Genomic DNA, 12,947 nt, shown 5'->3' with positions numbered 1-12,947 from the left:
GCGACCGCGCCCGGAGCCGGGGTCAGCTCGTGGCGAGCGCGCCGTCGGAGGAGAAGACCAGACCGACGCTGGCGCTGCCGGTCTTCAACGCGTTCTTGGTCTGCGGGCCACCGGCGTCCAGCGAGCTGAACGAACCGGCCTTGAAGTCGTAGACCTGCACCAGGCCGGCCTGGCACTTGGGGCGCTGCGGGCACTCCGGCGGACCGGCCAGCACGGTCGCCTGACCCGAGCACTTGGCGGCCAGGTCGGAGAGGGTCTTCAGGCCGTACTTGTCGGCGAAGGCCTTGGTGACGGCGAAGGCGTTCTGGTCCTGCGCGGCGGCGGGAGCGCCGAAGACGATGCCGGCCTTGTCCCCGGCGGCCTTCAACGCGGTCACGGTCTTGTCCAGGTCCGGTGAGGAGACCGCGGCGGCGTCCTTCCCGTTGGCCTTGGTGTTGAGGAACTCGGCCATGGTCGCCGCGTACTCGGGGACGACCTGGATCTCCCCCTTCTCCAGCGCCGGCCCGTAGAGCTCCCGGTTGCCGATCTGCTGCACCTTGACCTGGTAGCCGGCCGCGGTGAGGGCGATGTTGTACAGCTCGGCCAACGTCTGGCTCTCGGAGAAGTTGCCGGCGCCGACGACGATCTGGCCGCCGGGGCCCTTGGCGATGCCGGCGGTGAGGTCGTTGGCCGAGGCGAACTCCTCGGCGGCGGCCTTCGGAGTCTTGCGGTCGACGTCGACGGCCTTGTTGAGCGCGATCAGCTTCGGTGTGTCCAGCGCCGCGGAGACCTTGTCCAGCGCGGCGACGAGCTGCGGGTTCGCCGTGTCGGCGTGGACCGCAGGGATGATGTTGTCGGTGTTCTGGAGCTTCTTGTCGTCGTCGAGGACGACCAGTTGGTCACCCGCGACCGGGGCGCAGCCCGCCCCGGCGGCGCCCGGCTCGGGCGCGTCCGTGCCGGAGGAACCGGCGTCCCCACAGCCGGTGAGCAGCCCGGCCACCGTGAGGGCGCCGACCGCGCCGACCGCCACCCGTGTCCGTACGCGCATGTGTTGCCCGCCTCCCGTGTCCCGGCGCGACCCTCCGGGGGCCGGCCGCGTATCCGACGGACGATCCGATCGGGCCGCCCGCGAGGTCCAGCCAATATCCTCCGGACCGGACGGACAAACCCGAAGCGGATTTCGTCACCCGTTCGTCACCTTGGGCGATCAGGCGCCCGCCGTCGCATCCGCCGCCCGTCGGTTCGCCGCCCGCCGGGTACGCCGCAGCGGGCGCGGGGTGACCACCCGCTCGACCAGCGCGAGGACCCCCTCGACCAGCAGGGCCAGCCCGGCGACCAGCAGGCCCCCGGCGATGATCTGCCCGCCACCGGCCGCGATGTCCAGCCCGAAGCCGGCCCGGATGATCTGCCCGAGGCCACCGCCGTTGACGAACGAGGCGAGCGCGGCGGTCGCCACCACCTGCACCGTGGCGGTCCGGAAGCCGGCGGCCAGGTACGGCACGGCGAGCGGCAGTTCCACCCGGCGCAGCACCTGACCACCCGAGAGCCCCATCCCCCGGGCCGCGTCCCGGGCCTCCGGATCGGCCTGCCGCACCCCGGTGTACGCGTTGGCCAGCAGCGGCGGCACCGCGAACACCGCCAGCGCCACCACCACGGCCGGCCGGCCGAAGCCGAGGAAGGTCAGCGGCAGGATGGTCAGCAGCGCCAGGGTGGGGATCGCGAGCGTGACGTTGGAGATCAGCAGCACCAGCCCGCCGCCGCGCCCGGTGTGCCCGAGCCAGAGCCCGACCGGCCAGGCCACCAGGCAGCCGAGCAGCACCGCGGCCACGGACATGCTCAGGTGCTCGCCGAGCCGGTCCAGGATCCCGCCCGGGTTGGTCCAGTTGAGCGGGTCGTTGAGCCAGACGACGGCCTGCTGCACCGGGTTCATCGCGTCCGCCTTCCCGCCGCGACGGCGTCCGTCGCACCCGTCCCCACGGCGCTCATCGGGACCGGCCCCGCAGCCACGGCGTCAGCAGCCGGCCCACCCCGGCGAGGAGCAGGTCCAGCACCAGGGCGAGCAGGACGCAGAGCAGCGTCCCGGTCATGATCTGCGCCTTGTAGAAGTTGTTCTGGAAACCGGCGAAGATGAGCTGCCCCAGGCCGCCCCGGCCGACCACCACCCCGACGGTGACCAGGGCGACCGTGGAGACCGTGGCGAGGCGTACCCCGGTGAGGATGCCGGGCAGGGCCAGCGGCAGGTCCACCCGGAACAGTCGGGCCCACCGGCCGTACCCCATCCCCTCGGCCGCGTCGCGCACCTCGGGCGGCACCTGGTTCAGGCCCGCCACCGCGTTGCGCACGATCACCAGCAGCGCGTACAGCACCACGACGGTCAGCACCGTGACCGCGCCGATGCCCAGGTACGGGGCCAGGAAGGCGAACAGCGCCAGCGACGGCACCGTGTAGAGCACCCCGGTGAGTGCGAGAATCGGGCCGGCGAGACCGCGGTACCAGTACGCGACGACCGCCAGCGGCAGCGCCACCAGGGCGGCGATCAGCACCGCCCGGCCGGTCAGCGAGGCGTGCTCCCGCAACGCCGCGAGGATCGTGTCAGAGTTGTCCCGCACGTACTGCCAGGAGAACCAGGGGTTGCCCGGCTCGGCCCGGCGGCTCAGGTGGAAGGACACACGTGGACGTTACCCCGGGGGGCACCGCCGACGCCGGACACAGCGCGGCCTCGATCACCCTCGACGGCATCCGCAAGCGCTACCCGGACGGGACCGAGGCGGTGCGGGAGCTGAGCCTGGAGGTCAAGGCCGGCGAACTGGTGGTGCTGATCGGCCCGTCCGGCTGCGGAAAGTCCACTGTGCTGCGGATGGTCAACCGGCTGATCGAGCCGACCGGCGGCCGGATCCTGCTCGGCGACGAGGACATCACCCGGGTCGACCCGGTACGGCTGCGCCGCCGGATCGGCTACGTCATCCAGAACGTGGGCCTCTTCCCGCACCAGACGGTGAGCGCCAACGTGGGCACGGTGCCCCGGCTGCTCGGCTGGCCCAGGGAGCGGATCCGCCGGCGCACCGGCGAGCTGCTGGAACTGGTCGGGCTGGACCCGGTCCAGTTCGGGCGGCGCTACCCGCACGAACTCTCCGGCGGGCAGCGGCAGCGGGTCGGGGTGGCCCGGGCGCTCGCCGCCGACCCGGTGGTGCTGCTGATGGACGAGCCGTTCTCGGCGGTCGACCCGATCGTCCGGACCCGGTTGCAGGAGGAGTTCCTCCGCCTCCAGGCCGAGGTCCGCAAGACCATCGTGCTGGTAACCCACGACCTCGACGAGGCGGTCCGGCTCGGCGACCGGATCGCGGTGCTCTCCGAAGGCGGCCGGCTGGAGCAGTACGACTCCCCGGCCGCCCTGCTCGGCGCGCCCGCCTCGCCGTTCGTCCGCGAGTTCGTCGGCGCCGACCGGGGCATCCGCCGGCTCGCGGTCACCCCGGTGCCCCGGGACGCGCTCGCCCCGGTCCCGCCGGACCGGACCGGCCTGCCCACCCTGACGCTGGGCGGCTCGGCGTACGACGCGCTGGCCGCGATGCTCACCGCCGGCACGGACGCGGTGGTGGTGACCGTGGACGGTGAGCCGGTCGGTGCCCTCGACCGGACCCGGGTACTGGAGCTGGCTCGGGCCTGAACCTCCCCGCCGGACGGGCGCGGGGCCTACTGGGCCGGGAGTCAGGCCCGGCCGCCGAGACTGGCCAGGCCGATGATCCAGCCGGCGAAGAAGCCGTACGTGGCCCCCGTGCCGGTGGTCTCGAAGTCGGCGAGCAGGGTGCCGCCGGAGGTCAGCAGCGCCGCCAGGAGGGTGGCCGCCCCGCCGGCGAGGACGTACGCGGCCCAGCCGGAGAAGAACTGGCTCAGCGAGCCCTGCACCCGGGCCACCTGCGAGGCGGGCAGCAGGTAGAGAAAGGTCACCGCGAGCACCAGCAGCAGGACGGCCCGCGCGTCGGTGGCGAGGAGGCTCTGCTCCGGGTCGGTGGACTCCAGCCGCCAGGCGGGCCACGCCAGCAGCCGCAGGAACCAGCCGCCGGCCGAGTTCGGGTCGGTGTTCCCCTCGGCCCAGTCGACGTACCACGGGCTGCCGCACACCCCGACCAGGATGAGCGTGGCGAGGGTGCCGGTGCCGGCGGCCGTGCCGTACCCCCGGACGGTCGCGGAACGGTTGGTGAGGGCCATGCGGCGGAAAGTTCCCGAGCCGCCCGGGCGGGCAAACCTCCGCCAACCGGCGGTACGACCGGTCAGTGCTTCATCAGGTAGTCGATGAACTTGGCCCGCAGCAGCGGCGCCGACTCCTCGTAGCCGTGCCCGGTCAGTTCCCGCCACAGGGCGGCGGCCTCGTCGATGGTCGGCCCGACCGAGTTGGGCGCCCCGTCGAGGGCGGCGGCCTCGTCGGCGTTCGGCAGGTGGCGCAGCACGGACCAGAAGAAGCCCACGTCGCGCCGCTCCCGGGCCAGCGCGAACGCCCGCTCCCGCAGCTCCTCGGTGGAGAGCGCGTCGAGCTCGTCGAAGGTGCGGCCGGTGCCGGCGGAAGGAGTCTCGGTCATGCCCGCGAGCCTAACCGGCGAGATCACCGGCGGCGCGTCGGACGCGGCGCTCACCGGTCCCGGTCGTCCCAGCGGCCGGGCCCGGTGTCCCAGCGGGGAGCTTCCCAGGGGTCGGGCGGGGTGTCCGCAGCCGGGGTCGGGGTCGGCAGCGCCGGCGTCCAGGTGTCGGCCGGGCCCGGGCGGGTCAGCGTCCAGCCGGAGCTGATCGAGCCGTCGGAGACGGGGGCGACGTCCGCCACCTCACCGGTCACCCCGCGCGGCCGACCGTACGCCTCGACCAGCCGGGTAACCACCAGTCCCACGGCCAGGGCGGCGCCGCCGACGGCCCAGCGGCTGAGCGTCCGGCCCTCCACCGCCGTCCAGTCGAGCAGGACGACGACCAGGCTCACCGCCAGCAGGGTGCCGAGGATCCCGCCGCGCCGGCCGTACGCGCTGGTGCCGCCGAGCATCGCGACGCCGACCGCCAGCACCGTCCAGTCCAGCCCTGTCCCCGGCACGACCGGCCCGGTCCCGTTCGCCGCGAGCAACGCCCCGGCCAGCATGGCGAGCACGGTGGAGCAGACCAGCGCCGTCGCGGTCACCACGGCCGCCACCGTGCCCCGGCGGTGGGCCGGGTCGGCCACCGGCCGGAAGCGGCCGACCAGGCGTCGGACCGCCCGGATCGCGCCGAAGAGCCCGCCCAGCACGGCGACGGCGGCGAAGCCGGCGAAGAGGTGGAAGGCGACGCCGCGCGGGTCGTGGGCGCCCTGCAGGGTCACCGGGGCGGTGCGCTGCTCGATCCAGGCGACCACCCCCGCCGCGCCGGCGAGGCTGGCCGCCCAGCCGGGCACGTGTAGGACCACCACTGCGAGGGCCAGCGCGAGCCCGCCGAGCGCGGCGACCACCAGGGCGGGCACGAGCGCCTCCCGCAGCCCTCGGTCGCCCTGCTCGGCGAGGTGCAGCCCGGCGGCGACCGCGACCGGGCCGACGGCCAGGTTCACCGCGGCGGTACGCAGGCTCAGCCCGGCGGCGAGGGCGAGCAGACCGAGGGCGACGACGTCGACCAGGAGGCTGCGCAGCCGGTCCCCGCGCAGGGCGTCGGCGTCGGCACGCCAGAGCAGGTAGGCGAGCCCGGCCAGCGCGAGCAGGAGCAGCAGCTCCCACACCACGTGCACGGCGACCCGGTCCCGGCCCGGCTCACCGTGGGTGGGGTCGTCGAAGACGTTCTCCAGCACGGTGGCGGGTACGCCCGGCGACGGCTCGGCCGACGCGGCCCGGCCTGGTTGGTCGTACGCCATGCCGCGCGCCTCCCCCTGCCGGCCGTCCCCGTCGACGGCCGCCTGCATCGGTCGTCAGGGACGGTACCTGCGCGGTACGACCCGGCGTAACCCCCTGGTCAGCGACGGGGCGAGCGGCCCTGCCGGTCGCCGGGTTCGCGATCCTCGTCGTCCTCCTGCTCGGGGACCCGGCAGGCGCGCTCCAGCCAGAGCGCGGCGGCGGCCAGGGCGAGCGAGGCGAGCAGCCCGGCGCCGGCGGCCGGCCGGTCGCTCACGGCGGCGTTGGTGTCCTCGATGAAGAGCCACCCGGTGAGCCCGGCGTAGAACCCGGCGAAGATGGCCCCGGCCAGCGCGGACGCCTTGGCCAGCACCACGAACCGGGCGACCAGCAGCGGGTTGACCGGGTCGCGGCCGGGCCGGCGTTCGATCCGGCTGCGGGTGTTGACCGCCGCGTACGCCTCCAGCACGGCGAGGGCGGCCAGGGTGACCACCGGCAGCCAGGGCAGCTCCGGCGCGACGTCGTAGTAGAAGGCGCTGATCAGCAGCCAGGCGATCGCTGCGGCGGCGAGCGCGGCCACCACCAGCGTGGAGATCCGGGTGGGACCCATCCGGAAGCGGTCGGGGCCACTTCCCCGCGGGGACTGCGCCTGGGTCATGTGTCCGACTCTAACGCCAGATCCGGCCGGGGGCTGAGTTCCAGGGCGTCACCGGCCAGCGGCTCGGCGTTGAGCAGGTCGGTCAGCCAACCGTGCCCGGGCAGTCGCCCGTGCGGCTCGATGTCGATCCACGGCCGGAGCACGAACGCCCGCAGGTGGGCCCGCGGGTGCGGCAGGGTCAGCTCGGGGTCGTCGCTGAGCACCGGTTCACCCGCGTCGTCCCAGACGGCGATCACGTCGACGTCCAGCGTGCGCGGCCCGAACCGGCGCTGCGGATCGCGGACCCGGTCGGCCGCCTGCTCGGCCGCGCGGGCCCGGGTCAGCCAGTCCCGCGCGCTGGCCGCCGGGTCGAGGGCCAGCACCGCCGCGTTCAGGTACGCGGGCTGGTCGGCGTCACCCCAGGGCGGGGTCTCGTACACCCCGGAGACCACCCGGACCGTCTCGCCGAGCGTGGCCACGGCCGTGCGCAGGTGGCCGAGGCGGTCGCCGAGGTTGCTGCCGATCGACAGCACCGCCCGGCTCACCGGGTACGCCGCATCGTCACGGCCACGTCCGCGAACGTGTGCGGGATCGGGGCCTCCGGCTTGTGCACGGTGACGGTGGCGGCGGCGACCAGCGGCTCGGCGAGGCAGACCGCGAGCAGCCGGTCGGCGAGCGTCTCGATCAGGTTGACCGGCTCGCCGGTGACCACGGCGACCAGGCGCTCGGCCAGCTCGCCGTAGTGGACGGTGTCGGTGACCTCGTCGGAGCGGGCGGCCGGGGCGAGGTCGAGTTCGAGCACGGCGTCGACGACGAAGTCCTGCCCCTGGTCGCGTTCGAAGTCGTAGACGCCGTGGCGGCCACGCGCCCGGAGCCCGGTCAACTCGATCCGGTCGGTCATCGTGCTCCCTCTCCCCGGCCGGCGTGTCCGGCCACCTCTGCGGCCCCGACCGGTCCACCGCCTCCCGTGCCGTACGCCGGACCGACGCCGGCCGCCCCGGCGGCGGTGGGGGCGGCCAGGCGGGGCCGGCCGGTGGCCGCCCAGACGGCGAGCGCGTCGGCGGTGGTCCGGACGTCGTGCACGCGTACCCCCCAGGCGCCGGCGGCGACCGCGAGCAGGCTGGTCGCGATGGTGGCGGCCTCCCGGCCCGCGGTGGGGCGGGGGGTGCCGTCCGGGCCGGCGAGCAGCCGGCCCAGGTACGACTTGCGGCTCGCCCCGAACAGCAGCGGGAAGCCGAGGGCGACCAGTTCGGGCAGGCGGGCGCTGAGCTCCCAGTTGTGCGCGGCGGTCTTGGCGAAGCCGAGCCCGGGGTCGACGATGATCCGGTCGGCCGCCACCCCGGCGGCGAGCGCCTCGTCGATCCGTCGGCCCAGTTCGGCCCGGACGTCGGTCACCACGTCGGTGTAGGTGGCCAGGTCTCCCATGCCGCGCGAGTGGCCGCGCCAGTGCATCAGCACCCAGGGGCAGCCGGCGTCGCGGACCACCCGGGCCATGTCCGGGTCGGCCAGGCCACCGGAGACGTCGTTGACGACGGCGGCTCCGGCGGCGAGCGCCGCCTCGGCCACCGAGGCGCGGGTGGTGTCGATGCTGACCGCGACGCCGGCGGCGGCGAGCTCGCGGACGACCGGCAGGACGCGGGCGGTCTCGGTGTCGGCGTCGACCCGGTCGGCGCCGGGGCGGGTGGACTCACCGCCGACGTCGACCAGCCGCGCCCCCTCGGCCCGCAATCGCACTCCGTGTGCGACGGCGGTGTCGAGGTCGGAGTACAGACCACCGTCGGAGAAGGAGTCGGGCGTGACGTTGAGGACGCCCATCACCACCGGGGCCTGCGCCCGTACCAGATCGGTCACGACTAGACGGTACCGGTCGTCACGGCCCACTCCGGTGGCCCCTGCCGGGCGGCCCGAGGCGGGCCATGACGTGGTCATTGGAACAGGTGTACGATCGGTCGTCCGGGCGGTTTCGGGCCGAGTCTTCGCGGGTTGTCGCAAAGGAGGGCGGCCCGTACGCTGTGGAATTGCCCAGCATCGAGATGGCGAAGCCTGGAGGGAGGGGCCTAAGCGGGAAAAATCCCCCCAAAGCTCGCCACTCTCCGTTGTGGGTGACGAACGTAGCGTCGCCAACGCTGCGCACAGTGAGTAGTTCCCGCCAGGCTTGCCCACCGCACCGCCGCGGCACCGCCGGCCGCGTTATGGGGAGGTTTCCAGTGACCGCCTTCGAGCTCATCGAGACGGCGTCGTCCGGCGTCGCGCAGGCGCTGCACACCCTGGCGTCGGCCCCGCTCGCCGAGCCGGCCCCGAAGGGCATCGACACCAACGGCGTCGTCACCTTCTTCGCCAGCAAGATCGCGCCGATCCTGCTCGCGGTGCTCGGCGTCATCTTCATCGGCCGGGCCAGCCGGGGCGAGATCTCCAAGGTGCTGACGAGTTCCGCCATCGCGATCGTCGGCCTGGCGTTCATCGCCGGCGCGGCCACACTCTTCTTCGTCGGTGACTACCTGATCGACCTGATCTTCGAATAGGCGCGGGCTTCAGATGCGGCTGCGCACCGACGACGACATCTACCGGGCTCGCCTGGTCTACCTCGGGCCGCCCGGTTACACCCTTCCCGTCCACCTGCCGTACGCCCAGTACGGCCTGTTCATGCTGCTCGTACCCCTCTACATGTTCATCCACTGGCTGTTCACGCTGCAGGTCGAGCTCTTCCCCGCCTGGGAGATCGCCCTCGCCATCGTGACCACCTCGTTCATCTTCCGGTACGTCGACCCGGACCGGCCGGCGCGAATGGTGATCCGCACGGCGCTGACCGACTGGCGACGCACCCGGGAGCCGGCCGCCGAGCAACGGGATCCCCGCCTGGTCGGCAGCCGGATCAGGATCCGGGAGGAACTGGCATGACCGGGCGTACGCCGATCGAGCAGTCGAACCACGCGGGTGAGGCGGTCGAATGAGTCGCTCTTCCACGCCGGGTTTCCCGGCCGGACGTCACAGCACCCCGCACGGTAACCGTGCGCGGTCGCTCGACTACCCCGAGCAGGAGCTGCCGGACGAGGAGGCGTACGATCCCGCCCTCGTCGCCAGCCCCGGCAACGGCGGGGTCGGCGTCTTCCAGGCCCCCCGCCCGGCTCCCGGCCGGGGCGTACCCCCGGGCGAACCGACGACCCCGATGCTGGTCGGGGACGGCACGGACATCGACTCCCCGTTCCTCGACCTGTTCGGTGGCGCCGGCCCCACGGCGCGACCGTCCCGGCAGGGTGCCCTGCCCGCCGGGGCGCCACCGCGCCGCCCGACCGGCCGGGAACACCCGCCGATCCCCCACCAGTCGGTCGCGCCGCCCGCGTCCGCCGCCCCCGCGCCGGCCGTCGAGCCGGACACCCCGCCCCCGGCCATCGAGGCGCCCCCCGCCGCCGGTCCGCCGGCGCGGACCCGCGTCCCGCACCAGCCCGGCGACCGGCTCCCGGCAGTCCGGCCGCCGGCCGAGACGGGAACGGTCACCGACCGGGCGGTGGAGACGCCGCCGCCGCGATCGCCCCGTCGCTCGCCGGCCACGCCCGCCGGTGAGCCGCTCACCGCCCGGGAGGCCGCCGAGCGGACCCGGCGCGAGGCCACCGAACGGGCCCGCCGGCAGGCCGCGCACCGGACGGCGCGCGCGCCCGCCCCGCCGACCCCGCCCCGGCCCGCCGATTCGGCGCCACCTGCGCCGGTCGAGCAGGTCTGGCCGGAGGAGACCGAGCCGGCCCGGCCCGTGGCCCCGCCCCCGGCACCCGCCGTTCCGGACCCCGGCCACCGCGCCGTCGCCGCCTCCGGCCGGCGTGAGCTGGCCGAACCGGCCCCGCAGAAGCCGGCCGAACGGGCCTCCCGGGAACTGGCCCCGCCGCGCCAGCGCGCGGCGAGCCGGCGCGACACCCCGACCAGGCCCGTCCGGATACGCCCCCCGAAGATCAAGTTCGGGGACCGGGACCCGTCGATCGACCTGGCGATCACCGAGATCGCCGGTCACCTGACCTTCACCCCCAACACCGTCACCGCCTGGTACTGGCTGCCCGAGGTGCGCTGGGCGTTCCGCCCGGACGCCGAACGGGAGGCGCTGCTCTCCGCCATCTCCGAGCAGTACGCCGGCCTGGCCGGATTCCGGCTGCACCTGCGGCGCACCACCCGCCCCTTCCCGGCCGACGAGTGGGCCCGCACCATCGACGCCCACACCGCCTCGCCGCTGCCCGACGTCCCGGGCACCGCCGGTTGGGCCGACCACCTGGTGGCCGCCCAGCAGCACCTGATGTCGGTCAACCACGCAGAGGGGCAGACCTACCTGGGCGTCACCTTCGCCCGCCGGTCGCTGGGCAACTCACTCACCGAGCGGATGCTGCGCGTGTTCGGCCGGGGCACCGCCGACGGCGAACGACGCAAGCTGGGCCGGACCGTCGAGCAGTTCGACGAGGTGCTCGGCGCGTTCGGTATGCGCGGGCGCCGGGTGACCGCGCAGGAACTGGAGTGGCTGCTCTACCGCTCCGTCGCGCTCTGCATGGCCCCGCCCGGGGCGCTCTCCCCGGTGACCAACGGCCGGTGGGAGCGGGGCGACCTGCTCGCCCTCACCGAGCAGGTCGAGCGCTACCGCACCCCGTACGGCTCGACGCTCAAGCTGGTCAACCGGATGACCGGCGAGGAACGGCACGTCGCCGTGCTGGCCGTCGGCCGGATGGAGCCGCTGGAGATCCCCGAGCGGCACGAGCCGTGGCTGCACTTCCACGAGCGGCTGCCCTGGCCGATGGAGATCTCCACCCGGGTGGACATCCTCGGCTCCGGCGACTCCTTCCGGAACCTCGAGCACCGGCTGCGGATGATCCGCTCCCAGCAGCTCGACTACGCCGAACACGGCATCGACGCCCCGCCCGAGCTGGAGCGACTGGCCAAGCGGGCGCTGGTCATCGGTGACGAGATGACCACCGGCCTGCCGGTCGACTCCGCCCGGGCGCACGGCTGGCACCGGCTCGCGGTCGGCGGCCGGACCAGGGAGGAATGCCTGGAACGGGCCCGCCGGCTCATCCAGCTCTACTCCCGCGAGCTGCGCATCTCGCTCCAGCACCCGAAGAACCAGGACTGGCTGGCCCGCGAGTTCATCCCCGGCGAGCCGATCGCCAACACCGGCTACGTCCGCCGGATGCCGGTCCCCCTGCTCGCCGCCGCGCTGCCGCAGGCCGCCTCGACGGTCGGCGACCGACGCGGCGACCTGATCGGTCGTACCGCCGGCACCTGCCGCCGGCCAGTCTTCCTCGACCTGCACTTCCCGATGGAGGTGCGGGAGCGCTCCGGCCTGGCGGTCTTCGTCGCCGAGCCGGGCGGTGGCAAGTCGACCCTGCTCGGCGCGCTCGGCTACCTGGCCGCCCGGCGAGGTGTGCAGGTCACCCTGCTCGACCCGTCCGGCCCGCTGGCCCGGCTCTGCGCGATGCCGGAGCTGCGGCCGTACTCGCGGGTGCTGAACCTCACCGGGTCCGAACACGGGACGCTGGCGCCGTACTCGCTCATCCCGACCCCGCTGCGCAGCGAGTTCGGCAGCGGCGCGGCGGGCGACCGGGAGTTCGAGATCGCGGTCTCCAACGCCCGCGCCGAGCGCCGGATGCTCGTGCAGGACATCTGCATGATGCTGGTGCCGCCGCAGGTGGCCCGGGAGGCGTCCACCGCCACCCTGTTCCGGCACGCCGTACGCCAGGTGCCGGCCGAGGAGACCTCCACCTTGGACGACGTGGTCGCCTGCCTGCAGGGGATGGACGACGACGCCGGCCGGGAGCTGGCCAACCTGCTGCTGGACACCGCCGAAATGCCGCTGGCGATGCTCTTCTTCGGCCGCCCGCCGGAAGGGCTGCTCGGCGCCGACGCCGCGCTCACCGTAATCACCATGGCCGGCCTGCGGCTGCCCGACCTCAAGATCGAGCGGGAGTACTGGTCGGCCGAGGAGGCGCTGGCGCTGCCGATGCTGCACACCGCGCACCGGCTCGCCGTCCGCCGCTGCTACGGCGGCTCGATGTCGTCGCGCAAGCTGGTCGGCCTGGACGAGGCGCACTTCATGGAGGGCTGGCGCTCCGGCCGGTCGTTCCTGGTCCGGCTCGCCCGGGACTCCCGCAAGTGGAACCTCGCCGCGCTGGTCGCCTCGCAGAATCCGAAGGACATCCTCGGTCTCGACGTGCAGAACCTCGTCTCCACCGTCTTCGTCGGTCGGATCGCGGAGGACACCGAGATCGCCTCCGAGGCGCTGCGGTTGCTCCGGGTGCCGGTCGACGACGGGTACGAGGCCACCCTCGCCTCCCTCTCCGCCGTCGACGCCACCTCGGCGGCGCGGCTCGGCTTCCGCGAGTTCGTCATGCGGGACGTGGACGGCCGCGTGCAGAAGGTCCGCGTCGACGTGTCGTACGTCGACGGGCTGCTGGAACACCTGGACACCACCCCCGCCGCGGTCGCCCAGGCGGCCGGGCAGCTGCCGACCGTCCTGGCTGATCTGGAGGCGTGAC

General features: G+C 74.3%; 14 protein-coding genes. 4 read left to right on the top strand and 10 right to left on the bottom strand.

The features are described from left to right. Positions 1–22: 22 nt before the first annotated feature. The 3 genes from GA0070560_RS15925 to GA0070560_RS15915 form a co-directional block, all read right to left on the bottom strand. On the bottom strand, positions 23–1,027 hold the full coding sequence (locus tag GA0070560_RS15925) for a glycine betaine ABC transporter substrate-binding protein (protein ID WP_091297516.1): 1,005 nt from the start codon (positions 1,025–1,027) through the stop codon (positions 23–25). 159 nt (positions 1,028–1,186) lie between these two features. Next, positions 1,187–1,909: an ABC transporter permease gene (locus tag GA0070560_RS15920; protein WP_091297513.1), complete on the bottom strand. Its 723-nt coding sequence runs from the start codon at positions 1,907–1,909 to the stop codon at positions 1,187–1,189. A gap of 52 nt (positions 1,910–1,961) precedes the next feature. After that, positions 1,962–2,648, bottom strand: a complete 687-nt coding sequence (locus GA0070560_RS15915) for an ABC transporter permease (protein WP_091297509.1) — start codon at positions 2,646–2,648, stop codon at positions 1,962–1,964. 2 nt (positions 2,649–2,650) lie between these two features. Between GA0070560_RS15915 and GA0070560_RS15910 the strand changes: the two genes are divergently transcribed. After that, positions 2,651–3,643 carry an ABC transporter ATP-binding protein gene (locus GA0070560_RS15910; RefSeq protein WP_091297505.1) on the top strand — a complete coding sequence of 331 codons (993 nt, stop codon included), beginning with the start codon at positions 2,651–2,653 and terminating at the stop codon, positions 3,641–3,643. Between the two features lie 41 nt (positions 3,644–3,684). Here the strand turns inward: GA0070560_RS15910 and GA0070560_RS15905 are convergent, their stop codons facing one another. The 7 genes from GA0070560_RS15905 to folP all read right to left on the bottom strand — a co-directional run bounded on the left by GA0070560_RS15905 (position 3,685) and on the right by folP (position 8,295). Then, on the bottom strand, positions 3,685–4,185 hold the full coding sequence (locus tag GA0070560_RS15905) for a hypothetical protein (protein ID WP_091297501.1): 501 nt from the start codon (positions 4,183–4,185) through the stop codon (positions 3,685–3,687). A gap of 62 nt (positions 4,186–4,247) precedes the next feature. Then, complete coding sequence (locus GA0070560_RS15900) at positions 4,248–4,553, bottom strand: hypothetical protein (protein ID WP_091297715.1); 306 nt, start codon at positions 4,551–4,553, stop codon at positions 4,248–4,250. A 50-nt stretch (positions 4,554–4,603) separates the two neighbouring features. Further along, on the bottom strand, positions 4,604–5,830 hold the full coding sequence (locus GA0070560_RS15895) for an ABC transporter permease (protein ID WP_091297712.1): 1,227 nt from the start codon (positions 5,828–5,830) through the stop codon (positions 4,604–4,606). Between the two features lie 98 nt (positions 5,831–5,928). Then, positions 5,929–6,465 carry a DUF3180 domain-containing protein gene (locus GA0070560_RS15890; RefSeq protein WP_091297498.1) on the bottom strand — a complete coding sequence of 179 codons (537 nt, stop codon included), beginning with the start codon at positions 6,463–6,465 and terminating at the stop codon, positions 5,929–5,931. After that, positions 6,462–6,989: a 2-amino-4-hydroxy-6-hydroxymethyldihydropteridine diphosphokinase gene (gene folK / locus GA0070560_RS15885; RefSeq protein ID WP_091297494.1), complete on the bottom strand. Its 528-nt coding sequence runs from the start codon at positions 6,987–6,989 to the stop codon at positions 6,462–6,464. The genes GA0070560_RS15890 and folK overlap by 4 nt, the downstream gene beginning before the upstream one ends. Continuing rightward, positions 6,986–7,345 carry a dihydroneopterin aldolase gene (gene folB, locus GA0070560_RS15880; RefSeq protein WP_091297490.1) on the bottom strand — a complete coding sequence of 120 codons (360 nt, stop codon included), beginning with the start codon at positions 7,343–7,345 and terminating at the stop codon, positions 6,986–6,988. The genes folK and folB overlap by 4 nt, the downstream gene beginning before the upstream one ends. Further along, the gene (gene folP, locus GA0070560_RS15875; RefSeq protein ID WP_170839432.1) at positions 7,342–8,295 is read right to left on the bottom strand and encodes a dihydropteroate synthase; all 954 of its coding nucleotides are present in this window, start codon (positions 8,293–8,295) and stop codon (positions 7,342–7,344) included. The genes folB and folP overlap by 4 nt, the downstream gene beginning before the upstream one ends. A gap of 356 nt (positions 8,296–8,651) precedes the next feature. On the opposite strand from folP, the gene GA0070560_RS15870 reads away from it, so the two are divergent. From GA0070560_RS15870 to GA0070560_RS15860, 3 genes are read left to right on the top strand one after another with little or no spacing between them, the layout of a single operon-like run. Further along, positions 8,652–8,966 (top strand): hypothetical protein, encoded by a 315-nt coding sequence (locus GA0070560_RS15870; protein WP_091297484.1) that lies wholly within the window; start codon positions 8,652–8,654, stop codon positions 8,964–8,966. A gap of 13 nt (positions 8,967–8,979) precedes the next feature. Next, entirely contained in the window at positions 8,980–9,342 is a 363-nt protein-coding gene (locus tag GA0070560_RS15865) for a hypothetical protein (RefSeq protein ID WP_088976442.1), read from the top strand. Between the two features lie 49 nt (positions 9,343–9,391). Then, positions 9,392–12,946 carry an ATP-binding protein gene (locus GA0070560_RS15860; RefSeq protein ID WP_091297481.1) on the top strand — a complete coding sequence of 1,185 codons (3,555 nt, stop codon included), beginning with the start codon at positions 9,392–9,394 and terminating at the stop codon, positions 12,944–12,946. Position 12,947: the final 1 nt, after the last annotated feature.

It is taken from the genome of Micromonospora halophytica, assembly GCF_900090245.1.
Classification (GTDB): Bacteria; Actinomycetota; Actinomycetes; order Mycobacteriales; family Micromonosporaceae; genus Micromonospora; species Micromonospora halophytica.
This window is presented reverse-complemented; position numbering and strand designations above follow the sequence as displayed.